Source organism: Bradyrhizobium sp. CCBAU 25360 (assembly GCF_028128695.1).
Lineage (GTDB): Bacteria > Pseudomonadota > Alphaproteobacteria > Rhizobiales > Xanthobacteraceae > Bradyrhizobium > Bradyrhizobium ottawaense.
This window is the reverse complement of record NZ_LBJA01000042.1, coordinates 317,608-342,561: the sequence shown is the minus strand read 5'-3', so window position 1 is coordinate 342,561 and position 24,954 is coordinate 317,608. Positions and strand designations below refer to the sequence as shown.

At 65.2% G+C, this 24,954-nt stretch carries 22 protein-coding genes and 1 pseudogene; 2 read left to right on the top strand and 21 right to left on the bottom strand.

Features of this window, described 5'->3' with window-relative positions; genetic code table 11:
* Positions 1 to 3 precede the first annotated feature (3 nt).
* Positions 4 to 878: pseudogene (locus XH81_RS25740) on the top strand (aldo/keto reductase family oxidoreductase).
* Between the two features lie 171 nt (positions 879 to 1,049).
* Here the strand turns inward: XH81_RS25740 and XH81_RS25735 are convergent.
* The 8 genes from XH81_RS25735 to XH81_RS25700 form a co-directional block, all read right to left on the bottom strand.
* Positions 1,050 to 2,255 (bottom strand): calcium-binding protein, encoded by a 1,206-nt coding sequence (locus tag XH81_RS25735; RefSeq protein ID WP_028142422.1) that lies wholly within the window; start codon positions 2,253 to 2,255, stop codon positions 1,050 to 1,052.
* A gap of 256 nt (positions 2,256 to 2,511) precedes the next feature.
* Positions 2,512 to 2,685 carry a hypothetical protein gene (locus XH81_RS25730; RefSeq protein WP_154694138.1) on the bottom strand — a complete coding sequence of 58 codons (174 nt, stop codon included), beginning with the start codon at positions 2,683 to 2,685 and terminating at the stop codon, positions 2,512 to 2,514.
* Between the two features lie 130 nt (positions 2,686 to 2,815).
* Entirely contained in the window at positions 2,816 to 4,312 is a 1,497-nt protein-coding gene (locus tag XH81_RS25725) for an ABC transporter substrate-binding protein (protein ID WP_028142421.1), read from the bottom strand.
* A gap of 54 nt (positions 4,313 to 4,366) precedes the next feature.
* Positions 4,367 to 5,371, bottom strand: coding sequence for an ABC transporter ATP-binding protein (locus XH81_RS25720; protein WP_028142420.1), 1,005 nt, complete (start codon positions 5,369 to 5,371; stop codon positions 4,367 to 4,369).
* Positions 5,368 to 6,381, bottom strand: coding sequence for an ABC transporter ATP-binding protein (locus tag XH81_RS25715; protein ID WP_028142419.1), 1,014 nt, complete (start codon positions 6,379 to 6,381; stop codon positions 5,368 to 5,370). Before XH81_RS25715 ends, XH81_RS25720 begins: the two co-directional genes overlap by 4 nt.
* Before the next feature lie 2 nt (positions 6,382 to 6,383).
* Entirely contained in the window at positions 6,384 to 7,277 is an 894-nt protein-coding gene (locus tag XH81_RS25710; protein ID WP_028142418.1) for an ABC transporter permease, read from the bottom strand.
* Complete coding sequence (locus XH81_RS25705) at positions 7,274 to 8,224, bottom strand: ABC transporter permease (RefSeq protein WP_028142417.1); 951 nt, start codon at positions 8,222 to 8,224, stop codon at positions 7,274 to 7,276. The genes XH81_RS25710 and XH81_RS25705 overlap by 4 nt, the downstream gene beginning before the upstream one ends.
* Before the next feature lie 114 nt (positions 8,225 to 8,338).
* A complete protein-coding gene (locus XH81_RS25700) occupies positions 8,339 to 9,760 on the bottom strand; it encodes an amidase (protein WP_028142416.1) in 1,422 nt (473 codons plus the stop codon).
* A 123-nt stretch (positions 9,761 to 9,883) separates the two neighbouring features.
* Here XH81_RS25700 and XH81_RS25695 point away from each other — a divergent pair, with 123 nt between their 5' ends.
* The gene (locus XH81_RS25695) at positions 9,884 to 10,771 is read left to right on the top strand and encodes a LysR family transcriptional regulator (RefSeq protein WP_028142415.1); all 888 of its coding nucleotides are present in this window, start codon (positions 9,884 to 9,886) and stop codon (positions 10,769 to 10,771) included.
* 7 nt (positions 10,772 to 10,778) lie between these two features.
* On the opposite strand, the gene XH81_RS25690 is transcribed toward XH81_RS25695, so the two are convergent.
* From XH81_RS25690 to XH81_RS25630, 13 genes are all read right to left on the bottom strand, one after another.
* Positions 10,779 to 11,714: a carbohydrate kinase family protein gene (locus XH81_RS25690; RefSeq protein WP_028142414.1), complete on the bottom strand. Its 936-nt coding sequence runs from the start codon at positions 11,712 to 11,714 to the stop codon at positions 10,779 to 10,781.
* Positions 11,715 to 11,719: 5 nt separating this feature from the next.
* Positions 11,720 to 13,366 (bottom strand): FGGY-family carbohydrate kinase, encoded by a 1,647-nt coding sequence (locus XH81_RS25685; RefSeq protein WP_028142413.1) that lies wholly within the window; start codon positions 13,364 to 13,366, stop codon positions 11,720 to 11,722.
* A 40-nt stretch (positions 13,367 to 13,406) separates the two neighbouring features.
* Complete coding sequence (locus XH81_RS25680) at positions 13,407 to 14,180, bottom strand: SDR family NAD(P)-dependent oxidoreductase (RefSeq protein ID WP_028142412.1); 774 nt, start codon at positions 14,178 to 14,180, stop codon at positions 13,407 to 13,409.
* A 31-nt stretch (positions 14,181 to 14,211) separates the two neighbouring features.
* Positions 14,212 to 15,219, bottom strand: coding sequence for an ABC transporter ATP-binding protein (locus XH81_RS25675; RefSeq protein WP_038947891.1), 1,008 nt, complete (start codon positions 15,217 to 15,219; stop codon positions 14,212 to 14,214).
* Positions 15,220 to 15,234: 15 nt separating this feature from the next.
* Complete coding sequence (locus XH81_RS25670; protein WP_028142410.1) at positions 15,235 to 16,065, bottom strand: carbohydrate ABC transporter permease; 831 nt, start codon at positions 16,063 to 16,065, stop codon at positions 15,235 to 15,237.
* Positions 16,066 to 16,068: 3 nt separating this feature from the next.
* The gene (locus XH81_RS25665; protein WP_028142409.1) at positions 16,069 to 16,941 is read right to left on the bottom strand and encodes a carbohydrate ABC transporter permease; all 873 of its coding nucleotides are present in this window, start codon (positions 16,939 to 16,941) and stop codon (positions 16,069 to 16,071) included.
* An 85-nt stretch (positions 16,942 to 17,026) separates the two neighbouring features.
* Positions 17,027 to 18,280 (bottom strand): ABC transporter substrate-binding protein, encoded by a 1,254-nt coding sequence (locus XH81_RS25660; RefSeq protein ID WP_244439128.1) that lies wholly within the window; start codon positions 18,278 to 18,280, stop codon positions 17,027 to 17,029.
* 308 nt (positions 18,281 to 18,588) lie between these two features.
* Positions 18,589 to 19,539, bottom strand: coding sequence for a sugar-binding transcriptional regulator (locus tag XH81_RS25655; protein WP_028142407.1), 951 nt, complete (start codon positions 19,537 to 19,539; stop codon positions 18,589 to 18,591).
* 7 nt (positions 19,540 to 19,546) lie between these two features.
* Positions 19,547 to 20,209 carry an HAD family hydrolase gene (locus XH81_RS25650; RefSeq protein ID WP_028142406.1) on the bottom strand — a complete coding sequence of 221 codons (663 nt, stop codon included), beginning with the start codon at positions 20,207 to 20,209 and terminating at the stop codon, positions 19,547 to 19,549.
* Between the two features lie 91 nt (positions 20,210 to 20,300).
* Positions 20,301 to 22,220, bottom strand: coding sequence for a nitric oxide reductase activation protein NorD (locus XH81_RS25645; protein WP_271596407.1), 1,920 nt, complete (start codon positions 22,218 to 22,220; stop codon positions 20,301 to 20,303).
* Positions 22,221 to 22,230: 10 nt separating this feature from the next.
* Positions 22,231 to 23,040: a CbbQ/NirQ/NorQ/GpvN family protein gene (locus XH81_RS25640; RefSeq protein WP_095426495.1), complete on the bottom strand. Its 810-nt coding sequence runs from the start codon at positions 23,038 to 23,040 to the stop codon at positions 22,231 to 22,233.
* Between the two features lie 63 nt (positions 23,041 to 23,103).
* A complete protein-coding gene (locus XH81_RS25635; protein ID WP_038970565.1) occupies positions 23,104 to 24,450 on the bottom strand; it encodes a cbb3-type cytochrome c oxidase subunit I in 1,347 nt (448 codons plus the stop codon).
* A gap of 37 nt (positions 24,451 to 24,487) precedes the next feature.
* A complete protein-coding gene (locus XH81_RS25630; protein WP_018315916.1) occupies positions 24,488 to 24,940 on the bottom strand; it encodes a c-type cytochrome in 453 nt (150 codons plus the stop codon).
* Positions 24,941 to 24,954: the final 14 nt, after the last annotated feature.

Below are 24,954 nucleotides of genomic sequence, written 5' to 3'. Positions count from 1 at the left end.
CCTATGCCCAACACCGACCAAACTGCCAGCTTTGACCTCGGAGACCGCCGCGTGAAGCGGCTTGGCTACGGTGCCATGCAGCTTGCTGGCCCGCACGTGTTCGGTCCGCCCAGAGATCGCGCCGCCGCATTGGCTGTGCTGCGAGCGGCCATCGCGTCCGGCGTGAACCATATCGACACAGCCGACTTCTACGGCCCGCATGTCACAAACCAGTTGATCCGTGAGGCGCTGCACCCTACCCCAAGGATCTCGTCATCGACACCAAAATCGGGGCTCGGCGTGGCGCGGACGCCTCATGGAATCCGGCCTTCTCGCGCGAAGAGCTCACCCAGGCGGTCCACGACAATCTGAAAAATCTCGGGGTCGACGCACTCGATGTCGTCAACTTTCGCGTCATGATCGACCGGCATGGCCCGGCCGAGGGCTCGATCGAAGCGCCGCTGAACGTCTTGGCCGATCTCCAACGTCAGGGCCTGATAAGGCATATTGGGCTGAGCAACGTGACCGCCACGCAGGTCGCGGAAGGACGCAAGATTTGCAAGATCGTCTGCGTGCAGAACCAATACAATCTGGCCCACAGGTCTGACGACTCCTTGATCGACGACCTTGCCCGGGACGGCACTGCCTACGTGCCGTTCTTTCCGCTCGGCGGGTTCACCCCCCTGCAATCGTCCACTCTAACCGATGTCGCTGCTCGCCTCGGTGCAACGCCTATGCAGGTCGCGCTTGCTTGGCTACTTCGTCGCTCACCTAACATCCTCCTTATCCCCGGCACTTCGTCCGTCGCGCATCTGCGCGAGAATCTCGCCGCGGCCGAACTCGATTTGCCGGATGATGCGATCGATGAGCTGAATGGCCTTGCCGGGAGCCCCGGTTGAGACGGTTTCCGGGCGCAGCATGGTGACAGTCCTGCCTCGTGCCAAACTGGGGCCGACCGTATGAAACTGGAAACGCAAGCGGGAAGTGGTCCTGCTGCTGGGCGGAACGGTGCCACCCGCGTCTCCCCCCGCTGTGGGCGGGGGGAGGTCGTTGCTCCCAGCGCAGCTCGCTCAGATGAGGAAGTCGGTCTGGTGCAGGCTCGCCGCCTGCACGCCGTCGAGCGTGATGGTATCGCTCGCCGACAGATGAATCACGGCGTCGCCGGCGGCATTGTCGCTGATCAGGCTCGACAGCGCCGCCCAATCCGCGAACCCGTAATCGTGCACATTGATCAAATCATGTTCGGTCACGGTGCTGCCGACCGCCTTGTTGCCCTGGTCGAAATCAGTGATCAGGTCATTGCCGGAGCCGGCGTTGAAGACGAAGGTGTCGCTGTTTCCTCCGCCCGAAAGCTGGTCATCGCCGGTGCCGCCGTTGAGGATATCCCTGCCGCCGGTGATCGAGCCCGGCGTCGCGGGGGCATAGACCTTCGCATCACCATACAGGAAATCATTGGTTGTCCCGCCCATGAGAATATCGTTACCGCCATGGGCATTGCCGGACATGGTCGGCGCATCACCGTAGAGCGAAGGGTGCGTAAGGTGGAGGGTGTCGGGGCTATCGGCCTTGAGCGTGAGAATGTCATCGCCCCCCTCGGCATTGTCGGTCAGCGAGGTCGCGGAATCTCCGTAGCCAAATCCACCGGTCCAGACGATGTCGGTGCCGAAGGTGAAGGTGATATTGTCGTTGCCGCCATGCGCATCACCGCTGATGGCGCCGATGGCGTCGCCGCTGGCTACCGCTGAGCCCTCCCTGGTGATCACGCTGATGTCGAGCGTGTCATTGCCGCCCTTCGCCGTGCCGCTCATGGAACCACCGGCATCGCCAGCATACACATTGTCGTAGTCTCGCCAACCCACCGCGCCGGTGATGGTGTCACTGCCGCCGTGCGAATTGCCCGACATGTCGCCGGCGACGTCGCCGAAAGCATGCACGTTGGTGTACATCGAGTCGGCCAGGACATTGATGGTGTCGTTGCCGCCGCGGGCGTCGTCAGTCATCGCCTGGGCATCGCCGGCCACGAGGGCTTCGTTCCAGCCGTAGTTGAAGTTGACCGTGAGCGAGTCGTTGCCGCCGTGGGACTGGCCATGCAGCGTCGTGCTGTCGTCGCCAAAGATCGTGACGTCTGCTTCGGGCTGGCTGATGGTCGCCGTCACGGTGTCGTTGCCACCCCAGGCGTCCGCGGTGGTCGGGAAGTTCGGATCGCCGTAGATGGTTTCGATTTGACCAAACTGGTCCAGCGTGACGTCGTAGGTATCGTTCGGCAGATGCTGCATGGCGTAACTCCCATTTCATTGTCGGAAACGGGCCTGACGCGTGCAGAATTTTCTTGCAAGACGCGTTGTTGACCACGCTTCACCGGCAGCGAATCTACCTTTGGTAGATGGCAGAGATTTGCAGGAATTCGGGAGAGAGTTTGATTGGGCGCATGGAACCGCGCTGACACCGCGAGGAACCTCGCCGCAGGTTGCGCATCCGTGAAACTCTGATGACCTGCAAAAGCGCGCTGGCGCACGCGAGCATGTCCGCCTGCTACGGCACCAGGCGGAACTTGCCTCCGTCCACCGTGATCAGGAAGGCGGAGCGCTCGTCGTACCCGTTGTGGTCGGTCGGACTCGTCGTCGACAGGCGTTGTCGAGATCGTGGTTTGCCCGACGGGTCAATGTCCAGCGCATTGCGCCAACCATCGAAGCTCGCAACACGCAAGCTATTGAAATCCCCGGCTGTTGTGCACCGGGTTGTTTTTCGGGCTCTTGTTTTGGACGTGCAAACGATTGGCCTCTCCCAATGGGGAGAGGCCAGATTGAAACGACAGGCTCGACTCGATCGAGCGCTCCTACTCCCAAGACCACGTCGAGAAATCGTTCTCGTATTGCGGGACGTCCTTCCAGACGCCCTTCAACTTCTTGTTGGTGATGGTGATGAGCTGCGGCTGGTACAGGTAGGCGGAGACGGCGTCGGTCGCGAGCATACGCTGGGCGTCGCCGAGCAGTTTTGCGCGGGCGGCCTCGTCCGGCGTCGATACGATCTGTTTGTAAAGTGCGTTGAACGCCTCGTTGTTGTAGCCGAGATAGTAGTCCGCCTCGGTGATCTTGACGAGATCGAACGGCTCGACATGGCTGATGATGGTGAGATCGAAATTGTGCGGACCGTTGCCGGCGAACACCTGCGACAGCCATTGCGCCCATTCGACGTTCTCGATCTTGGCGACGATGCCGACCTTGGCGAGCTGGGCCGCGGCGATCTCGCCGCCCTGCCGCGCATAGGACGGCGGCGGCAGCTTGAGCGACAATTCGAGCGGCGTGGTAACGCCGGCTTCAGTGAGCAGCTTCTTGGCCTTCTCGGGGTCGTAGGGATTGATGCCGGTGGTGTCGACATAGCCGAGCGCCCCCGGCACATAGAAGCTGCCTATCGGCGTGCCGAAACCGTCGACGGCGCCGTCGATCATGGCCTTGCGGTCGATCGCGGCGAGGATGGCGCGGCGGACGCGGACGTCGTCCAGCGGCTTCTTGCGGTGGTTGATCGCGACGATGGTCTTGGCCCTGGAGCCGCCGACCAATACCGTGAAGCGCGGATCGGCCTTGAACTGGGCAATGGTGCGCTGGGCCGAGACGCGCGGGAACGCATCGACGTCGCCCGAAAGCAGCGCCGCGGTCTGCGCGGCCGGATCGGAGACGAAGCGGATCGTCACCTTGGAGAGCTTGACCGCGGCGGCGTTGCGGTAGTCTGCCCATTTGGTCAAGGTGATTGAGGAGCCCTTGGCCCAGGCACCGAGCTGATAGGGCCCGGTGCCGACCGGCTGCGTGACGTTGGTGGCAGCGCTCTTCGGCTCGACAATCGAGCCGCCCGCCTGACCCAGCAGGAACGGCAGGTTCGGCTCGCCGTATTTCAAGGTGATCACGACCGTGTCGGCATCGGGCGCCTCGACCTTCTCGAAGGCCTGGTAGAGGCTCTTGTCCTTGTTGGTGCTGTTCGGCGCGGCGTTGCGCTCGAACGAGAACTTCACCGCGGCGGAATCGAACGCCTCGCCGTTGTGGAATTTGACGCCCTTGCGCAGCTTGAACGTATAGGTCTTCAGATCAGGCGAAGCGGTCCAGCTCTCCGCCAGCAAGGGCGAAACGGAGCCGTCCTCGTTGATCTTGGTCAGGGTCTCGTAGATGTTGTAGAGCGTGACCTCTGCGATCGCGGCAGCGGCCGCATTGGTCGGATCGAGCCCCGGCGGCTCCAGCGCCATCGCCATGACGACGCTGTCCTTCTTGCTCTGCGCAAGCACCGGCAAAGGCGTTGCGACCAACGCGGCGGCAAATGCAACGATCGACAATTTCCTGAACATGCGTAACTCCCCGGCCAGTTCTGTTCTAAGCCTACGCCAATCCTGCTCCGGACACTAACCTTCCATGGCCGCCTGCGGCAACGCCATCACAGCCTCGGCCTTGTGGCAGGCGGCAAGGTGCCCCTCGCCCACCTTGCGTAACTCAGGCATGGCCTCGCGGCAATGCTGGTTGGCGAGCGGACAGCGCGCGACATAGGGGCATCCGGTCGCGGCCGCCGATTGCGAGGCGATCGCCTGGCCACCGCGCCGCCGCCGGCCGCCGCCGGCGCGCGCCCGCGGCACCGCCTCCAGCAGCGCCCGCGTATAGGGATGGGCGCAATGCTCGAACAGGTCTTCGGGCCGGCCCTGCTCGACGATGCGGCCGAGATACATCACCGCGACCTCGTCGCAAAGATAGTCGACGACGGCGAGGTCATGGCTGATCAGGATGTAGCTCAGGCCAAACTGCTCCTGCAGATCCTGCATCAGGTTCAGCACCTGCGCCTGCACGGAGACGTCGAGCGCGGAGACCGGCTCGTCGGCGACGATGAGCTTCGGCTGGGTGATCAGCGCACGTGCAATGGCGATGCGCTGCCGCTGGCCGCCGGAGAACTCGTGCGGATATTTCTCCATGTCGGCATCGCGCAAGCCGACCTGGCGCAGCACTGCGGCGACGCGCGCGCGAAAGGTGGTGCGGTCGGCGTCTTCCAGCACGGTGAGCGGCTCGGCGACGATGCGGGCGACGGTCTGGCGCGGATCGAGCGATCCATAGGGGTCCTGGAACACCATCTGGAAATCGCGCCGGGCGCGACGCAGTTCGTCGGCCGAGATGCGATTGAGATCACGGCCGAGCAGCGCGACCTGGCCCGACGTCGGCCGCTCCAGCGCCATCACCAGCCGCGCGAAGGTCGACTTGCCCGAGCCCGACTCGCCGACGACGCCGATGCTCTTGCCGGCGGCGACCTGCACGCTCACGCCATTGAGCGCGCGCACCTGCCCCGGCGGACGGAACAGGCTTTCCCTCGGCAGGGCGTAGCGCTGTTCGAGATCCTTCACGTCGAGAAGAGGCGCAGCGGTCATGCGGTCACCGCTCCAACGTTCTCAGCCATTGAGACATCCGTCCTGATGCAACGCACGAAGTGCCCGGGTCCGACGTCGACCATCCGCGGAAGCGCGGCGCGGCATTGATCGATCACGAACGGACATCGGTCGGAGAACGTGCACCCCGCCGCCAGATCTGCGAGCTCCGGCACGGTGCCCGATATCGTCTTCAGCCGCGTCCCCTTGCGCGCGCCGAGCTTCGGCCGGGCGCGAAACAGGCCCTGCGTATAGGGATGCCCCATCCGGCGGAACACCTCGTCGGTCGGCCCGCTCTCGACGACGGTGCCGCCATACATCACCATCATGCGCTGCACGTTCTCGGCGATGACGCCGAGATCGTGCGAGATCAGGATCATCGACATGCCGCGCTCCTCGACGAGATCGGCGATGAGGTCGAGGATCTGGCCCTGGATCGTAACGTCGAGCGCAGTGGTCGGCTCGTCCGCGATCAACAGATCCGGCTCGCAGGCGAGCGCCATGGCGATGGTGATGCGTTGGCGCTGGCCGCCGGAAAACTGGTGCGGATAGGCATCGACGCGCCGCGCGGGATCGGGCAGCCCGACGCGGTCGAGCAAGGCGATCGCCTCCTTGCGCGCCTGCGCCGCCGAGTGCTTCTTGTGACGTCGCAGCGGCTCGGCGACCTGATGCCCGATCGTGTGCATCGGATTGAGCGCAGTCATCGGCTCCTGGAAGATCATACTGATGCGGTTGCCGCGCAGACGGCAATAATCCGCATCCGGCAATCGCGCGAGTTCGTTGCCGTCGAGCTTGATGCTGCCCGAGACCACGGCGCTATCGGGCAGCAGCCCCATCAGGGACATCGCCGTGACCGATTTGCCGCAGCCGGACTCGCCGACCAGCCCCAGTGTCTCGCCGCGCTTCAGGGCAAAGCTGACGCCGCGCACGGCCTGCGCCGGCCCGCGGCTGGTATTGAGGCGGACGCCAAGATTTTCAACCTCGATCAGCGGCATGACGCGTTGCTCGCCCATCGTCATCGCTCCCGTGCCAGTCTGGGATCGAGCAGGTCGCGCAATCCGTCACCGAGAAGATTGAGGCCGAGCACCGCGATCGCGATCGCAGCGCCCGGATAGACCGCGAGCATCGCCGACTGGAACAGCAGCGTCTGCGCATCGTTCAGCATCCGTCCCCAGGACGGCTGCGGCGGCTGCGTGCCGAGGCCGAGATAGGACAAAGCGGCTTCGGCGAGGATCGCGAGCGCGAACTGGATGGTGACCTGCACGATCAGGATCGACAGAATATTCGGCAGCACGTGCTCGATGGTGATACGGAAGGCGCCCTTGCCTGCCGCGCGCGCGGCCAGCACAAATTCGCGCGCCCAGATCGCGTTGGCGGAGCCGCGCGTCAGCCGGGTCAGCGTCGGGATCTGGAAAATGCCGATCGCGACGATCGAGGTGACCATCCCCGGCCCCACCACCGCGGCGAGCATGATCGCGGAGAGCACGGCCGGAAAGGCGAAGGTGAAGTCGGAGAAGCGCATGATGATCTCTTCGGTCCAGCCGCGCCGGGCCGAGGCGATCAGGCCCAGCGTGACGCCGAAACTGAGACCGATGCTTACGGCGATGACGCCGACCATGATGGTGGAGCGGGCGCCGGCGAGCAGCAGCGAGACGATGTCGCGGCCGAAGGAATCGGTGCCGAGCCAGTGCGCCGCCGAGGGCGGCCGCAGCTTCGAGGCGATGTCGATCTCGTAGGGCGACCACGGCGTCCACACCAGCGAGAGCAGCGCCGAGGCAAGCACCAGCAGGCTCAGCGAACTACCGAGCACGAAACTGCGATGGCGCAGCGCGCGGCCCCAGAAGGTCCTGGCCGGCAGGCGGCGTGTTGCGACCGGCGCGTCAATCGGAGTGGTCAGGGGGGTGCTCACAGGTCGTGGACCTTGATGCGGGGATCGATGAAGGCATAGAGCACGTCGACCACGAAATTGACGATGACGACCATGGTCGCCAGCAGCATCACGCAATTGCGCACCACGATCAGGTCGCGGTTGGCGATCGACTGGAAGATCAGCCGGCCGAGGCCCGGCAGATAGAACACGTTCTCGATCACGATAGTGCCGGCGAGCAGATTGGCGAATTGCAACCCCATGACCGTCATGACGGGGATCATCGCATTGCGCAGCACGTGGCTCCAAAGCACCTCGCGCTTGCCGAGCCCCTTCGCGCGGGCGGTGCGGACGAAGTCCTCGCGCAGCACTTCGAGGACGGCCGAGCGCGTGACACGCGCGAGGATCGCAGCCTGCACCACCGCGAGCGAGATCGCCGGCAGCAGCAGCGACTTGACGCCGAGCCAGATGCCTTCCTCCCAGCCGGAGAATCCCCCCGCCGAGAGCCATTGCAGCCGTACCGAGAACAGGAGAACCAGCAGGATCGCGAACCAGAAATTCGGCAACGCGATGCCGACCTGCGTCAGCGACATCACGCCGACGTCGCCGAGCTTGTTGTGGTTGGCGGCGGTGTAGATGCCGGCCGAGAGCGCCAGCGTCACCGTGATCGTCATCGCCATGATCGCGAGCGGAACGGTCAGCACCAGCCGCTCCGCGATCAGGCTGGCGACCGACGTGCCGTAGACATAGGAGTTGCCGAGATCGCCGACGAGGAGGCCCTTGATCCATTGCAGATAGCGAACCGCCAGCGGCTGGTCGAGCCCGAGCTTGACGGTGAGCGCACGCACTGCGTCTGGCGAGGCATCGGCGCCCATCAGCATCTGCGCGGCATTGCCGGGGAGCGCATCGAGCACCAGGAAAATGATCAGGGATGCGCCGACCAGCGTCGCCAGCAAGGTCAACAGACGTCGGAGGACAAATACGCTCATGCGCGCTCGGCTTCAGGGCTCAGCTGCGGCACGATCAACATGTCCGGGCGGCTGAGGCAAGCCTTTTGCACACAAGTCCTTTGCACCCGAGCCCTTTGCTGCATGCCCCTCTCCTCAAGCCGGCCAGCGGGACAGGAGGTCGCTTGATGCCTCGAACAGTGCGCTGACGCGCAGCAATTCCGCATCGGCACGGAAGCGGCCGACGAGCTGAAGCCCGATCGGCAGGCCGTCGCGGCCGAAGCCAGAGGGCAGGCTGACGGCGGGATGGCCGGTCATGTTGAACGGCATGGTCCAGGGGAACCAATGCGGCCGGACGCTGTCGAAATGCGCTCCGTCGATCTCGATGGTGCCGAACAAATCCTGCTTGATCGGCAGCGCGGTGCGCGTGAGCGTCGGCATCGCCAGGAAGTGTCCGCGCGCAAGCAGCGATTGCACGCGCCGAAACAGCGCGGTGCGCGCGAACATCGCCTCCTGATAGTCGACGCCGCTGACTTCGGTCGCAAGCGCGAGCTGCTTGAGGAAGGCCTCGCTCAGCTCGTCCTTGTGCTCGGCTGCGAGTTTTGCAAAGCGCGTGCGCCAGACCGTGTGGTTGATGGCGCGCCAGATCGGCTCGATGTCGAAACCGTCGCCGGAAAATTCCTCGAGCTCGGCGCCGAGCCCCGCCAGCCGGTCGAGGCTCGCCTTGAAGCTGGCTGCGACCTCGGCGGACACCGGACGGCCCGGCGGCGTCAGGCAGTACAGGATCCGCTGCCCGCGCAAATCGCCGCGCGGGGCGGCCGTGCCGATGAAATCGGGCACGGGAACGCCGATCGACCAGGGGTCGCAGGCATCGTCGCCTACCATCGCCTGCATCATCAACGCGGTGTCGGCGACGGTCCGCGTGGTCGGCGTGACATAGGTCTGGTTGCCGAACACATCCAGCGCCTGGCTGTGCGGGATCACACCGTTGCTCTGCTTCAAGCCGACCACGCCATTGCAGGCGGCGGGAATTCGCGTCGAGCCGCCGCCGTCGGTCGCGATCGCGAGCGGCGCGATGCCGCTGGCCACCGCCACCGCCGCGCCGCCGCTGGAGCCGCCGGAGGAACGGCACGCGTCCCAGGCATTGCGGGTGCGACCGAACAAAGGCGAATCCGTCAGGCACTTGCTGCCGAATTCCGGCGTCGTGGTCTTGCCGATCAGAATCGCGCCTTCGCTGCGCAGCCGCGCCACCGCGACGGCATCCTCGGTCGGCACATTGTCCTTGTAGGGAACGGCGCCAAAGGTGGTCTTGACGCCCTTGGTGTTGACGATGTCCTTGACGGTGACGGGGATGCCGTGGAGCAGGCCGAGCGGCTCGCCGGCCATTATTTTGCGCTCGGCGACGCGCGCCTGCGCCATCGCCTCGTCGCCACACAGCGTGATGAAACAGTTCAGCTCGGGCTGGAGCGCCTCGGCGCGCGCGAGCACGGCACTGATGATGTCGACGGGGGAAATCCGCTTTTCGGCGATGAGGCCGCGCAGTTCGGTTGCGGACAGCAGACAGGGATCGCCGTTCATCGTCACATCACGCTCCGAAGCGGGCCGTCGTTGGCCCAAAGCATTGACAGCGAGAATGACAGTTTTGTTAACTCGCCGTCCAATACGATTTTGGTCGCCAACCCATACGTTTTCGGTATGCCAATGGATCTACGCCGCCTCCGCTATTTCGTCGCTGTCGCCGAGACACGCAGCGTCGGCAAGGCCGCCGAGCGGCTACGGATGGCTCAGCCTCCGCTGTCCGTCCAGATCCGCAAGCTCGAGGCCGAGATCGGCGCGCCGCTGTTCCGCCGCGGCACCCGCGGCATGGACCTGACCGAGGCCGGCCAGGCGCTGCTGGCGCGTGCGAGCGAAGCTCTGGCGCTGGCCGTCGACGGCGCCGAAGCCGCGCGCGCGGTCGCCGCCGGCAAGCGCGGGCGGCTCTCGGTCGGCTACATGTTCGTCCTGGCGAATGCGATGCTGCCGCGGCTCATCCCTGAGCTGCGCCGCTCGGTTCCGGGCGTCGATCTCGACTTTGCCGAGCTCAGTGCATCGACGCGCGAGGCCAGACTGCTCGACCGCAGCGTCACGGTTGCGCTGTGCATGCCGGCCATCAACCATCCTGAGATCCAGGTGGCTCGGATCGGTGCGCAGCCATTTATGCTGGCAGTGCCGATCCGCTCGCCGCTCGCACGTCTCGGCGCCGTGCCGATGGCGCGGTTGCAGGGCCGTCCGCTGATCGCGTTGCCGCCTCCGGAGCAAGATCCCGCCTCCTCGGCGGTCGCGGCCCTGCTGCGCCGACATCAGATCGTGATGCCGATCGCGAGCCGGGTGGAGACGGTGCATTCGGCGATGAGCCTGGTGCTCGCCGGCGAAGGTCTTGCGATCGTGCCGGCCTGCGCCCAGCTCGGCGCGCCACGCGGCATCGTGTTCAGGCCGCTGCGCGATGCGGCCGATTCCATCGACATCGCGGTGTGCTGGCGGAGGGACTCCCAGAGCCCGCTGATCTCCAGGTTCATAAAATGCGCCGAGAAGGCCGTTGCGCGGATGTGAGGCGGCGCTACCAGCTCCAATTGATCTCACGGCTCCAGGGCGGATCGGCGCCCGGGCGGGTGCAGGTCAGGCCGGCGCAATTGGCGGCAAAGGACAGCGCCCGGCGGAGCTCGTCGACATTGATGTCCTTCAGTGCTTTCCGGGCAATGCGCTCCTGCTTGTGCAGGGCAAAGAGCAGCGCCGCCTGAAAACTGTCGCCCGCGCCGATCGTGTCGGCGACTTCGACCTTGGGCGCGGCGACCTCGATCTGCCCTGCCCCCGCGTGCCACGCGATCGCGCCATTGTTGCCGCGGGTGATGACGACGAGGCTCGTGCCCTGCCCGAGCAGCGCATTCGCCCGCTGCTCGTAAGGCTCGTCGCCGAAGAGATAGGCGAAGTCGACGTCGGACATCTTGACGAGATCGGCGTGGCCAGCGAACTCGGCCATGCGCGCCAGGTAAGCCGGCTTGTCCTTGACCAGATTGGGCCGGCAATTCGGATCGAAGGAGACCGTCGATGACGCCCGCGCGTCCGCGATCAGGGCGCTGGTCTCCGCCGCGCCCTGGTCGTTGACGAGCGTGGTCGAGCCGACATGAACGGCTTCCACATTCGCGAACGGAATCGTCCCGCGCCGGTAAGTCCAGTTCCGCGTCGCGGTGCCCGCGTCGTAAAAGGCGTAATGCGACTCGCCCGCGACGATGCGGACGAAAGCCAGCGCGGTCTGGTGATCACTGCGGGTGGCGAGATTGAGGTCGACGTTGGAGGCCGCCGCATGATCTGCGATCATCCGCCCGAACATATCGGTCGAGATGCCGCCGACGAATCCGGTGGGTGCGCCCAGCCGGGCCATGCCGATGGCAACGTTGAGACAGGAGCCGCCGACGGCCGGCATCACTGCCTCGCGTCCTTGCGCATTTCGCGTCGGCACGAAATCGATCAGCGCGTCACCGCAGGCAATCAGCATGTCCGTCAACCTCTCGCGATGTCGGCCATCGCCGCGCGGCTGCCGCGATCGACGTCGCGCAGGAGCTTATAGACCTCCCGTTTGCGGGTGTGAAACGCGGCCATGTCGGGCGCGGTCGGCTCGCTCTTCCGTCCCAGCGCCGACATCTTTGCCATGGTCTCGCCGATCGAGGCATAGGCGCCGCCGGCCACCGCCCCCAGCATCGCAGCCCCCAGCAGCACCGGCTCCCTGGTCTGCGGCAGCGCGACGGTGAGGCCCGTCGTATCCGCCATGATCTGCCGCACCAGCGGGCTGCGGCTCGCACCGCCCCCCATGATCATGATGCTGGAGCGAACGCCATGCGCGGCAAAAGCCTCGATCACCTCGGCGAGCCCATAAGCGAGCCCGCACAGGCCGGCGACGAACAGCCGCTCCATCGCGGCGATGTCGGTGTCGAGATCGAGGCCCGCGATCACCGCGCGCGTATCAGGGTCGGCATAGGGCGAGCGGTTGCCGATGAATTCGGGGAGAACATGGATGTCGCGGGCGAGCAGCGCGGCACGGCTGGCGCTGCCTGCGCGCGCGATGATGCGGCGCTCGAGGAAGTCGATGAGGTCGAGGCCCTCGCTGCGCGCCGCCGCGCTCGCCTCGGTGTGGCCCGGATGCGACTTGAGCAGATGGTCGATCGCCGCCCCCGCGGCCGACTGGCCGCCCTCGTTGAGCCAGAAATCAGGAACCATGCCGGAATAATAAGGCCCCCACACGCCGGGAACGAAGCACGGCTCCGTCGTCGTCGCCATGATGCAGGCCGACGTTCCCATGATGTAGGCAAGCCGGTCATTGACATCGCTCGCCCCGCCCGATCCGTCGCGGCCGCCGATCGCGCCGATGCCGCCGGCATGGGCATCGATCAGCGAAGCGCCGACCGGTATGCCCGGCGACAGGCCGAGCTCGGCAGCAGCTATACGGGTGAGCCCCGCACCGAGCCGCGTGCCGGGGGCGACGATCTCGGTGCCGATGCGGGCGTATTTCTCGTTGACGAAATCAGACAGGCCGATGCGCTTGAAGAATTGCGCGCTCCAGCCGCCGCGATCATGGGCGAGATAGTTCCATTTGCAGGTGACGGTGCAGGTCGAGCGCTGGAGCGAGCCGGTCGCGCGCCAGGTCAGATAATCCGCGAGATCGAAGAAGTGGCCGGCGGCGTCGAAGCTCGCGCGCAGATGCCGCTTCAGCCATAGCAGCTTCGGCATCTCCATCTCTGGCGAGATCGAGCCACCGACATAGCGCAGCACGGCGTCCTCGGTCTCGTTGATCAGCCGCGCCTCGGCGATGGCGCGATGATCCATCCAGACGATGACATTGCGTTGCTTGTCGCCGGATGCGCTGACCGTGAGCGGCTCGCCCTGCCTGTCGAGGACAACCAGCGAACAGGTCGCGTCAAAGCCGATGCCGCCGACGCTGTCGGGCGCGATGGCGGCTTCCGCCATCGCGGCCCGCACCGATGTCGCGCAGGCGTCCCAGATGTCCTGGGACGATTGCTCGACGATATCGCCGGCCTCGTGCCAGATCCGGATCGGATGCCGGGCGGTGGCCAAAAGCGTGCCGGCCTCGTCAAACACTCCGGCACGCGTGCTCGTGGTCCCCACGTCGACGCCGATATACGCTCGCGGCATTGTCGCTCCCGGTCGCTTTCCGTCAGCTTTGACGGTGAGCCTACCAGCAAGTATAGCCGCCATCCACCAGCACGATGCTGCCGGTCATCAGGCTCGCGGCCTCCGACGAGAGGAACAGCACGACCGAGGCGATCTCCTCGACCTGCCCCATCCGCGCCATCGGGGTTCCGCCGATCCAGGCGTCGTACATTTTGGCGTTACTCTTCACGAAAGCGTTGAGCGGCGTCTCGATATAGGTCGGCGCCACCGCATTGACGCGGATGCCGCGCGCGCCCCATTCGGCGGCCAGCGATTTGGTCAAATGATGCACCCCCGCCTTGGAGGCATTGTAGAAGCACTGCTCCTGCGGCTTGTTGACGATGAAGCCGGACATCGAGCCGACATTGACGATGGCGCCGCTTTTCGCCTTCAGCATGTGCTTGCCGAACTCGCGGCAGCACCAGAAGGTGCCGTTGAGATTGACATCGATGACGTTGAGCCAGTGCTCGTCGGTCACGGTCTCCGCCGGGGTTTCGCTGCGGGCGATGCCGGCATTGTTGACGAGGATGTCGACCTTGCCATGGCGGGCGAAGAGGTCGTTCGCGACCTCCGCCACGCGCTTGGTGTCGGTCACGTCCATGATCGCGGTCTCCACGTCAAAGCCCTTCGCCTTCAGGGTGGCCTTGGCGCTGTCGGCGACCTTGCTGTCGCGGTCGCCGATGATGACCCTGGCGCCGGCTTCGGCCAGCGCTTCCGCGCAACCAAGGCCGATGCCCTGCCCGCCGCCGGTGATGAACGCGGTCTTGCCGTTCAGCTTGAATTTTTCCAGGTACATGGTGATCTTTCCGTTTCTTGCCGTTTTCTTGTCAGTTCCGAAGCGCGTTGCCGCTCGAGTCGAAGCGATGAATGCGCGCGGGGTCCGGCACCAGCGACACATGGTCGCCGGCATGCAGGCTCAATTCACCGATATAGCGTGCGGTCAGCATCCCGAGCGGGCCGGCATCGACATAGAGGAATGTGTCGCTGCCAAGATGTTCGGCCACCGCGATGGTCCCCTGCCAGCCTCCGGTGCCATCGCGGTCGATCTTGAGATGCTCCGGCCGGACGCCGATGGTGGCAGCACCACGTTGCAACGCGAGCTCGCCCGTGACGAAATTCATCTTGGGCGAACCTATGAAGCCGGCGACGAAGAGATTGGCCGGCCGCTCGTAGAGCTCCAGGGGCGAGCCATATTGCTCGATCTTGCCGCCGTTGAGCACGACGATCTTGTCGGCCATCGTCATGGCCTCGACCTGGTCGTGGGTGACGTAGATCGCGGTGGTGCCGAGCTGCTTCTGCAGCCGCGTCACCTCGATTCGCATCTGCACGCGCAGCGCCGCATCGAGGTTGGACAGGGGCTCGTCGAACAGGAACGCCTTGGGCTCGCGCACGATGGCGCGGCCAATCGCGACGCGCTGGCGCTGGCCGCCGGAGAGCTCGCGCGGCTTGCGATCGAGATAGGGCGTAAGGTTAAGCGTTGCGGCGGCGGCCTCGACCTTGCGGTTGATCTCGTCCTTGGCGAGGCCCGCCATCTTCAGGCCGAAACCGATATTGCCGCGCACGCTCATATGCGGATACAGCGCGTAGGACTGGAACACCATCGACAGCCCGCGCTTGGCGGGCGGCGTATCGACGACGTTCTTGCCGTCGATCAGGATCTTGCCGCCAGAGACGTCTTCGAGTCCGGCGATCAGCCGCAAGAGCGTGGTCTTGCCGCAGCCGGACGGACCGACAAACACCACGAAGGAGCCATCGGCAATCTCGAGATCGGCGCCCTTGATGATGTGCACGGGGCCGAAGGATTTCTGCACGTCCTGAAGTGTGATCTGACCCATGATCCGGCAGCCCCTCTACTTCACCGCGCCGAAGGTGAGCCCGCGCACGAGCTGCTTCTGGCTGAACCAACCGAGGACGAGAATGGGCGCGATCGCCAGCGTCGAGGCCGCCGACAGCTTTGCCCAGAACAGCCCTTCCGGGCTCGAATAGGAGGCGATGAACGTGGTGAGGGGCGCCGCGTTCGAGGTGGACAGGTTGAGCGTCCAGAACGCCTCGTTCCAGGCGAGGATCAGATTGAGCAGCATGGTGGAAGCCAGCCCCGGGATCGCCATCGGCGTCAGCACGTAGACGAGCTCGCGGCCGATGGTGGCGCCGTCCATGCGCGCGGCTTCAAGGATGTCGCGCGGGATCTCCTTGAAATAGGTGAACAGCATCCAGATCACGATCGGCAGATTGCCGAGGCACAGGATGAAGACGAGGCCGATGCGGGAATCGAGCAGGCCGAAGGTCTTGTAGATCAGGTAGATCGGCACCAGCACGCCGACCGGCGGCATCATCTTGGTCGAGAGCATCCAGAGCAGGATGTCCTTGGTGCGCTTGGTCGGCGAGAACGCCATCGACCAGGCCGCCGGGATCGCGATCAGAAGCGCAATGAGCGTCGAGCCGCCTGCGATGATGACCGAGTTCATGGCGTGGTGGAAATAGTCGCTGCGCTCCTGCACGGTCGCATAGTTTTCGGTAGTCCAGTGGAAGAACAGAAAGGATGGCGGGATGGCGAAGGCCTCCAGCTCGGTCTTGAAGCTCGCCAGCACCATCCAGAGAATCGGGAAGAAGATCAGGAAGCCGAACAGCCAGGCCACCGCTGTCGATACCACCACCCGCCGCGTCGTCGCCATCCGTGCCATGCTTCAAGCCTCCAGATTGCGGCCGACGATGCGGACGAGGAAGAAGGCGACGACGTTGGCGATCACCACCGCGACGAGGCCGCCCGCGGAGGCGCTGCCGACGTCGAACTGGATCAGCGCCTGCGAATAGATCAGGAAAGCGATGTTGGTGGTTGACAGTCCCGGGCCACCGCCCGTGGTGACATAAATTTCCGCAAAGACCGTGAGCAGGAAGATCGTCTCGATCAGGATCACCACGGTGATGGGCCGCGCCAAGTGCGGCAGCGTGATGTAGATGAAGGTCGAGACGGCGCTGGCGCCGTCCATCTCGGCGGCCTCCTTCTGCTCCTCGTCGAGCGACTGCAGCGCGGTGAGCAGGATCAGCGTCGCGAAGGGCAACCATTGCCACGTCACGATCAGGATGACGGCAACCAGCGGCAAATCGTTGAACCAGTCGATCGGCGTCAGATGGAACAGCGAGGCGAGCCAGGCGAACAGACCGGACACCGGATGCATCAGCAGGTTCTTCCAGACCAGCGCGCTCACCGTCGGCATCACGAAGAACGGCGCGATCACCATCAGCCGCACGAAATTGCGGCCGATGACCGGTTGGTCCATCAAAAGCGCCAGGGGAATGCCGAGCAGGATCGTCAACGCCAGCACCGAGCCGACCAGCACCAGCGTGTTCTGGAGCGAGGCCAGGAAGGCGGGATCGGTGAGGAAGTAGCGGAAGTTCTCCAGCCCGACGAATGATTCCGAGCCGGGATCGAGCAGGCTGTAATGCAGCGTCGAGAAATAGATCGTCAGCGCCAGCGGGACGATCATCCAGATGAACAGCAGCCCGACGGCCGGCGTCAGGAGCGAGCGCGCAAGAGTCTGCGTCTGCCGGGTTGCCATCAACGCTTCTCCGCTGGCGGGAAGAAGGCGGCCATCCATGACCCTGGATGGCCGCAAGTCTGAGCTCAGGAGGAAGAGCTCGGGTTCACTTGATGTAGCCGGCGCGCTTCATCTCGCGCTCGGTCGCGGACTGCGCGGCAGTCAGCGCGGCATCGACAGTCATCGAGCCCGCAAGCGCGGCGGAGAATTGCTGGCCGACCTGGGTGCCGATGCCCTGGAATTCGGGGATCGCAGCGTATTGCACGCCGACATAAGGCACCGGCTTCACCGTCGGCTTGTTCGGATCGGCCGCGTCGATCGAGGCCAGCGTCAGCTTGGCGAACGGGGCGACCTTCAGATATTCATCGTTCTTGTAAAGCGAGGTCCGCGTGCCCGGCGGCACGTTGGCCCAGCCCTCCTTCGATGCCACGAGCTTGGTGTAGTCCTTGCTCGTCGCCCAGGCGATGAACTTCTCGGCGGCTTCCATCTTCTTGGATCCGGCGGGGATCGCGAGATTCCAGGCCCACAGCCAGTTGGCGTTCTTGCCGAGCCCGGTGTTGGGCGCGAGCGCAAAGCCGACCTTGTCGGCGACCTTGGAATCCTTCGGATTGGTGACGAAGGACGCCGCCACCGTGGCGTCGATCCACATCGCGCATTTGCCGGCGTTGAACAGCGCCAGATTCTCGTTGAAGCCGTTGGAGCTTGCGCCGGGAGGGCCGGCTTCCTTCATCAGATTGACGTAGGTCGTGAGCGTCGTCTTCCATTCCGGCGTGTTGAACTGCGGCTCCCATTTCTCATCGAACCAGCGCGCACCGTAGGAATTGGCCATCGCGGAGAGGAACGCCATGTTCTCGCCCCAGCCGGCCTTGCCGCGCAGGCAAATGCCATAGGTGCCGGCGCTCTTGTCGGTGAGCTTCTTGGCGGCATCGACTACGAAATCCCAGGTCGGCTTCTCCGGCATCTTCAGGCCGGCCTTGTCGAACAGATCGGTGCGATACATCACCATCGAGCTCTCGCCGTAGAACGGCGCGGCATAGAGCTTGCCGTCGGCGGTGACCGCGTCCTTGATCCTGGGCAAGAGGTCGGCGACGTCGTAATCGGCGCCGAGATTGGCGAGCGGCACCAGCCAGCCCTTCTTGGCCCAGATCGGCACCTCATAGGTGCCGATGGTGAGCACGTCGAACTGACCGCCCTTGGTGGCGATGTCCGTGGTGACGCGCTGACGCAGCACGTTCTCCTCCAACGTCACCCACTTCACGGCGATATCCGGGTACTTCTTGGTGAACTCGGCCGTCAGCCCCTGCATGCGGATCATGTCGCCATTGTTGACGGTGGCGATCGTCAGGGTCGTTTCGGCCATCGCGGGGACGGCCAACAACAGAACAGACGCGCCGCAGACGGCGCCCAAGACATGTTTCACGGTGACCTCCCTCAAACTCGCGCTTTGAGCATATGCCCACGCGTTGAGCGTATGTTCAACGCAAGGGAGGAGGATTGTCAAGCAGGCGCGAAGCCGTTTGCGCAACTTATGAGTGCTGCGGTGCGGGAGGGGTGGGAGGTCGTGCGGTGCAGAAGCGACGGTAGTTGTTCGGATCGAGCGCCGCGGCTTGCTTCACCTCTCCCGTTTGCGAGAGCGGGAGCCGTGTCCCTTTGCCGTGCGAAGCCCGCCTACCGCTCCAAAATCGCCCTTGCCGTCGTCTCGTCGGTAATCAGCCCGTTGATCAGCCCGCCGTTCAGCGCCGCCGCGATCGCCGGCACCTTGGCGGCACCGACCGCGGCGGCGATGGTCGTGGTCTTCGCCGGCACTTCCGGCGGGATGCTGGTGAGGCGCTTGTTGGTGCCGGCCTTGAGCAGGCGGCCCTTGGAATCATAGGCCCAGCCGGTGATCTCGCCGATGGCACCCAGCCGCATCATCTCGAACAATTCGTCGCGAGTGACGAAACCGTCGACATGCACCTGCGCCTTCTGGTCCATCTGGCCGATGCCGACGAGGCGCAAGTCCGCCTTGGCCGCGACCGCCTTCACCTTGGCGATCGGCTCGATGCGGACCATCTTGTTGCGCTCGTCCTCGGACGACATCAGGAACGGCAGCGGCATCGGATAGTGCCGTGCGCCCGTGCGGTCGGCGAGTCGGCCGACGGTGTCGTAAAAGCTCGCCGAACCGTCCGCGGAGATGGTGCCGACCAGCGAGACGATCTGATGATTGGGCCGGTCGATCGGGGTGACGCGCTCGACCGCAGCGCGCACCGCCCGGCCGGTGCCGAGCGCGACGATCACCGGCGTCTCCGAACGCAGCGTCGCATCGAGCAGATTGGCGCAGCGTTCGGCGATGCCTGCAGTGGCCTGCGGCGCGGCGGGATCAGCGGGCACCACCTCGCAATGAGCAAGGTCGAAACGCTCCTTCAGGCGCGCCGCAAGCTCCATGCAGGCGGCGATGGGATGTTCGAGCCGGAAGGTGATGAGGCGCTCGGCAAGGCACAGCGACACCAGCCGCTGCGCCGAGGCGCGCGAGACCTGCAGCATCTTTGCGATCTCGTCCTGGGTGTGACCGGCGATGAAATACAGCCAGCCGGCGCGCGCGGCATCGTCGAGTCGCGACTTGTCGTTCTCGGCGGCCATGCGGGCCTCACGCCTCCCAGAAATCGCTCATGCGCGCGAAGACCCGATCGGCCCCCGCCTCGGACAATATAGCCCGCCCGTCGCGTCCGCGGTAATGGCTGCCGCCGACAAATCCCCAGACGGTCATGCCGGCCGCCTTGCCGGCCTTGACGCCGCTGACGCTGTCCTCGATCACCAGCGTGCGCGCAGGTTGCACTCTCATCTTTTCTGCCGCGAGGAGAAATAGGTCGGGCGCCGGCTTGCCATGCCGGACCATCTGCGCGGTGTAGAGCCGCTCGCCGAAATGCGCCCTCAGGCCTGTGACGTCGAGGGAGAGCGCGACGCGGTCGAGGTCGCTGGACGAGGCCACGCAAAACGGCACGGACAGGTCGGACATCACGCCGGCAATGCCGGGAATCGGCTCAAGCGAAGCTGCGAACGTCGACAGCACTTGCGACTTCAGGTGCGGCAGAAAGCCGTCGGGCACGATCTGCCCGAGATCGCGATAATGCTGCTCGATCGCCTTGGTGCTGCGCCCAAGAAAGAGCTCGAGCGCCTGCTCCTGGCTGAGCGCGATGCCGAACTCGGCCAGCACCTCGGACAGGCATCGGCAGCTCAACAGCTCGCTGTCGACGAGCACGCCGTCGCAATCGAAGATGATCAGATCGGGTCTTGGCTGGCCGCGGTCCATCCGGCCATACGATCATATACTCAAGCCATGAGCAATAGTTCACCGAAGGACCGGGCGCCGCGGGGGCGCGCCGGATGAGTGCGCGACCGGATTAGTGCGCGACCTGCCGGTAGATTGCCGGCAGCGCCGCGGGCAGCCGCTTGATGTTCCCGACGATGGCATAGCCGCCACGGCCGAACAGGGTCGGGAAATAGGATTGCGCGGTTGCGTCCACCGTGACGCCGAAGGCGGCGATGCCGAGCCGGCGCGCCTCCTGCACCGACTTGCGGGTGTCTTCGAGCGCGAAGCGGCCCTCGTAATGGTCGACATCGTTCGGCTTGCCATCGGTGAGGACGAGCAGCAGCTTCTTGCGCTGCGGCTGGCGGGCGAGCTCGGCCGCGGCGTGGCGCACCGCCGCGCCGATCCGCGTGTAATAGCCGGGCTTCAGCGCGCCGATGCGGCGCTCGACCGTCCCGCTCATCGGCTCGCCGAAGGCCTTGACCGTCTCGAGCCGCACCCAGGACCGCCGGCGCGAGGTGAAGGTGAGGATGCTGTGGTGATCGCCGCAGGCCGAAATCCCGTGGGCGAGCGCCAGCAGCGCCTCCTTCTCGACGTCGAGCACGCGATAGCCGTCGACCCAGGCATCCGTGGACAGCGAGACGTCGACGAGCAGCGTGACCGCGAGATCGTGCCCTTGCGGGCGCATCGCGACGTGGATGCGATCAAGACCGCTGCCGCCGCTGCCGGCGCGGAGGTCGCACCGCGCACGTACCAGCGCGTCGAGATCGAGGTCGTGTCCGTCGGCCTGAGCGCGCATCAATTCATGGCGCGGCCGCAACACCTCGAAGCGGCGGCGCACCTGGCGGATGTGCCGGCGCATGGCGTCGTCAGGCGTCCAGCTCTCACCGTGCTCGGAGGCCGCACCGGCCAGCACGCGGCAATGATCGGGCAGATAGGAGCCGCTGCGGTAATCCCATTCGGGATAGGTGAGGCCCGCGTTCAGCCGCGATGCATCGAGGGCTTCCGGCGGCAGGTCGAGGTCGAACTTGAACCGGCTCGCCGGCTTGCCGGTGCGGCGGCTGAGCGTGATCTCCTCGAGATCGTCGGCCGCTTTCTGCGCATCCTCGTCCTCACTGTCGTCGGCCGGACGGTCGACATTGACCATCTCGGCCATCGCGAGGATCTTCTCGAAGCGGTTAAGCACGAAAGGATCGCGGCGATTGGCATTGTCCTCGCGCTCGCGGACGGCAAAGCGCTTGCGATTGTCCTGGGCCTCGGGCTCGGCGCCCGGCGCATATTCGTCCTCGCCCGCATGCGCGGGCGAGAGCTCGCGCGTCCAGCAATCCCCCCAGAGCGGGCACGGCAGGATCGAATGATAGCCCGGCGGCGCCTTGTCCGGCAGCGGGCCCGTCCCCATCATCGCCGGCCACAGTCTGCCCGCAGGGGCCTTTCCGGCGCCGAGCAAGGCCAAGACGATCTGCTCGACCTCCTGCTCGATGCGTGGCAAGGGGCGACGAGGCCGGGCCTCGGCGGTTGCCGCGGCGAGCTGAGCGTAATCGGCGACAAGCCCGGGGAATTGCGTGAGCACCCAGACCGCCGTCTCACTTGCCCGGCGCAACACCAGAAGATCCCGCCGCAGCGGATCGGCTTCCGTGATCGTCTCGATCGGTGCGGCTGCGAACCATGCCGCAAGCCAGCGATAGAGCGCCGCGTTCAACGCGCGGTCGGGAAAGATCGAGATTCGATCGGGCAGGAAAATGGTCGCGGCATCGCGACCCGGCTGCTCGAGGCGCTCGTCACCGAGGCCGATGCGCTGTCGCCAGCCGAGACGGTGCCCCGATTTTCGCGCGCCCGCGCTTGCGATCTGAACCCCGGTCTCGCCGCCGAGCGCGCGGAACATCACCGCGAGCCGGCCTCTCACCTCGGTCAGTGCAACGGCGTGATCATCGTGAACCGGATAGCTCGCGGTGCCGCCGACCATCCTGTGCCAGGCGCGGCCGACCGTCTCCTCCAGTTCGAGGAAGTCGAGCATGGGCGCGGCCTCACCCGATGACGGCGCGTGCGACGTCCAGCAGGGCAGCCTTCACGTCGGAATCGTCGGTCAGCGGTTCGATCATGCCGGCCAGCACGGCATCGGCAATCGGCGTGCCCGCGGCAATCAGGGTCGCGCAATAGACCACGAGCCGGGTCGAGACGCCCTCTTCCAGATCGTGGCCCTTGAGCGCGCGCAGCCGGCCAGCCAGCCCCACCAGCGGCCGCACGCGCTCCGGCGACAGTCCGCTTTCGGCGGACACGACGGCGATCTCCTGCTCGGGCGGCAGGAAGCCGAATTCGATGGCGATGAAGCGCTGCCGCGTCGATGGCTTCAGCGCCTTCAGCAGCGTCTGGTAGCCGGGGTTGTAAGAGACCACGAGCATGAAGCTGTTCGGCGCCACCAGCTCCTCGCCGGTCCGCTCCAGGGGCAGGATACGGCGGTCGTCGGTCAGGGGATGCAGCACGACTGTGACGTCCTTGCGGGCTTCCACGACCTCGTCGAGATAGCAGATGCCGCCCTCGCGCACGGCGCGCGTCAGCGGACCATCGGTCCACACGGTGTCCCCGCCCCTGAGCAAATAGCGGCCGGTGAGATCGGCGGCGGTGAGATCGTCGTGACAGGCAACCGTGTGAAGCGGCAGGCCCAGCCGCGCCGCCATATGCGCGACGAAGCGGGTCTTGCCGCAGCCGGTCGGCCCCTTGAGCAGAACCGGCAGACGACGCCGCCAGGCATGCTCGAAAAGCTCGCATTCGTTTCCGGATGGAACATAGGCCGGCAGCTCGGGCGCCGAGGTTACCGTGTGAAGGGCAGCTTTCATGATGTCTCTCCGGATTTTCCAGGAAGCAGGCGGCCGCGGCGAACCGCGGCCGCCCTTTCTCGTTTACTCGGCCGGCTGCAGCACGGCGGGAATGATCGCCTGCTTCTCGCGGCCCGGCACCAGCACGGCCCACACGAACATCAGCGCGGAGATCGCGACGAACACGCCGGAGCCGAGCCGGACCCAGTAGAACATCGCGAGCTGGTCCTGCACGTCCATGTAGCCCTGGCCGAGCACGCGCTGGAGATGGACCTGGACCACGCCGGCGAAGGTCAGCGCGAAGGTCATGGTCATCATGGCCGTGCACATGATCCAGAAGCTCGTCATGGAGAGCCACTGATTGTAGGGCGCGCGTCCCTTGATCTGCGGGATCGCATAGGCCATCACCGACAGGTTCAGCATCACATAGGCGCCGAAGAAGGCGAGATGGCCGTGCGCGGCGGTGACCTGGGTGCCGTGGGTGTAGTAGTTCACCGAGGACAGCGTGTGCAGGAAGCCCCAGACGCCGGCCCCTAGGAACGCCATCACCGAGCAGCCGACCGACCACAACAGCGCAGCACGGTTCGGATGCTTGCGGCCGGCCTTCCAGGTCATCTGCACGGTGAAGATCACCATGGTGAAGAACGGCGCGACTTCGAGCGTGGAGAACAGCGAGCCGATCCACTGCCAGTAACCGGGCGCGCCGATCCAGTAGAAGTGATGGCCGGTGCCGAGAATGCCGGAGAACAGGGCAAGGCCGATGATGACGTAGAGCCACTTCTCGACGACCTCACGATCGATGCCGTTGAGCTTGATCATGAGATAGGCGAGCACGGAGGCCATGATCAGCTCCCAGACGCCCTCGACCCAGAGATGGACGACGTACCACCAGTACATCTTGTCGACGGCAAGGTTCGCCGGGTTGTAGAAGGCGAACAGGAAGAAGATCGCAACGCCCCACAAGCCGAACAACAGGATGTTGGTGACCGTGGTCTTGCGGCCCTTCAGCGCCGTCATCGTGACGTTGAACAGGAACATCAGGCAGACGACGACGATGCCGACCTTGATGATGAAGGGCTGTTCGAGGAACTCACGGCCCTCGTGGTAGTGGAAGAGATAGCCGACCACGGCGACGCCGGCTGCGCCGAAGAACATCCAGAACTGGATCTTCGCCAGCAGCGGGCTATAGAGCTCATTCTCGGTCTCTTCCGGGAGCAGATAGTAGGTCGCGCCCATGAAGCCGATCAGCGACCACACGATCAGCGCGTTGGTGTGGATCATCCTGACGATGTTGAACGGCAGCAGCGTCGACAGCGTATTGGGTAGGACGTAGATGGTCCCGGCGAGCAGGCCGAACACGACCTGGGCCAGGAACAGGGTCAGCGCGCCGTAGAAATACAGCATCGCGACTTTCTGGGTTTGGTACTTCATTTCGGGTTCTCTCTATCTTGAAAGAGGAAAGCTGTGCTCAGCCCGCCTTGTTCGGCGGCCAGCTCTGACGCTTGATCGTGCTGGTCCATTGCAGGAAGTCAGCGAGATCGTTGAGTTCCTGGTCGGTCAGGTTGAACTGCGGCATCTGCCGCCGGCCCTCCGCGCCCGAGGGCTGCGATTGCATCCAGGCCTTCAGCGTCTCGCGCGCGGCGGCCGGATCCTCGTTGCCGCCCCAGCGATCCCAGACGTTGCCGACCTCTGGGGCGAAATAGGCGCCCTCGCCCAGCAGCGTGTGGCAGTTGATGCAGGAGTTCTTCTCCCACACATGCTTGCCGCGGGCGACCGACGACGTCAGCGTCTTCGCGTCGGTCGAGGTCGTGGCCATGTAGTAATGGCTGTGCGCCGTCAGCCCTATGAAAATGGCGAAGAAGAAGGCCGAACCGCCGTAGAAGACATTTCGAGCGGCCGACTTGGTCAGGCGTTCAGCCATTGCCAATCCTTTCC

What these genes read in the sequence shown, in the direction of transcription:
- XH81_RS25735 (WP_028142422.1), bottom strand. Translation starts at nt 2,255, where the DNA reads ATGCAGCATCTGCCGAACGATACCTACGACGTCACGCTGGACCAGTTT.
- XH81_RS25725 (WP_028142421.1), bottom strand. Translation starts at nt 4,312, where the DNA reads ATGTTCAGGAAATTGTCGATCGTTGCATTTGCCGCCGCGTTGGTCGCA.
- XH81_RS25720 (WP_028142420.1), bottom strand. Translation starts at nt 5,371, where the DNA reads ATGACCGCTGCGCCTCTTCTCGACGTGAAGGATCTCGAACAGCGCTAC.
- XH81_RS25715 (WP_028142419.1), bottom strand. Translation starts at nt 6,381, where the DNA reads ATGGGCGAGCAACGCGTCATGCCGCTGATCGAGGTTGAAAATCTTGGC.
- XH81_RS25705 (WP_028142417.1), bottom strand. Translation starts at nt 8,224, where the DNA reads ATGAGCGTATTTGTCCTCCGACGTCTGTTGACCTTGCTGGCGACGCTG.
- XH81_RS25700 (WP_028142416.1), bottom strand. Translation starts at nt 9,760, where the DNA reads ATGAACGGCGATCCCTGTCTGCTGTCCGCAACCGAACTGCGCGGCCTC.
- XH81_RS25695 (WP_028142415.1), top strand. Translation starts at nt 9,884, where the DNA reads ATGGATCTACGCCGCCTCCGCTATTTCGTCGCTGTCGCCGAGACACGC.
- XH81_RS25690 (WP_028142414.1), bottom strand. Translation starts at nt 11,714, where the DNA reads ATGCTGATTGCCTGCGGTGACGCGCTGATCGATTTCGTGCCGACGCGA.
- XH81_RS25685 (WP_028142413.1), bottom strand. Translation starts at nt 13,366, where the DNA reads ATGCCGCGAGCGTATATCGGCGTCGACGTGGGGACCACGAGCACGCGT.
- XH81_RS25680 (WP_028142412.1), bottom strand. Translation starts at nt 14,180, where the DNA reads ATGTACCTGGAAAAATTCAAGCTGAACGGCAAGACCGCGTTCATCACC.
- XH81_RS25675 (WP_038947891.1), bottom strand. Translation starts at nt 15,219, where the DNA reads ATGGGTCAGATCACACTTCAGGACGTGCAGAAATCCTTCGGCCCCGTG.
- XH81_RS25670 (WP_028142410.1), bottom strand. Translation starts at nt 16,065, where the DNA reads ATGGCACGGATGGCGACGACGCGGCGGGTGGTGGTATCGACAGCGGTG.
- XH81_RS25665 (WP_028142409.1), bottom strand. Translation starts at nt 16,941, where the DNA reads ATGGCAACCCGGCAGACGCAGACTCTTGCGCGCTCGCTCCTGACGCCG.
- XH81_RS25660 (WP_244439128.1), bottom strand. Translation starts at nt 18,280, where the DNA reads ATGGCCGAAACGACCCTGACGATCGCCACCGTCAACAATGGCGACATG.
- XH81_RS25655 (WP_028142407.1), bottom strand. Translation starts at nt 19,539, where the DNA reads ATGGCCGCCGAGAACGACAAGTCGCGACTCGACGATGCCGCGCGCGCC.
- XH81_RS25650 (WP_028142406.1), bottom strand. Translation starts at nt 20,209, where the DNA reads ATGGACCGCGGCCAGCCAAGACCCGATCTGATCATCTTCGATTGCGAC.
- XH81_RS25645 (WP_271596407.1), bottom strand. Translation starts at nt 22,220, where the DNA reads ATGCTCGACTTCCTCGAACTGGAGGAGACGGTCGGCCGCGCCTGGCAC.
- XH81_RS25640 (WP_095426495.1), bottom strand. Translation starts at nt 23,040, where the DNA reads ATGAAAGCTGCCCTTCACACGGTAACCTCGGCGCCCGAGCTGCCGGCC.
- XH81_RS25635 (WP_038970565.1), bottom strand. Translation starts at nt 24,450, where the DNA reads ATGAAGTACCAAACCCAGAAAGTCGCGATGCTGTATTTCTACGGCGCG.
- XH81_RS25630 (WP_018315916.1), bottom strand. Translation starts at nt 24,940, where the DNA reads ATGGCTGAACGCCTGACCAAGTCGGCCGCTCGAAATGTCTTCTACGGC.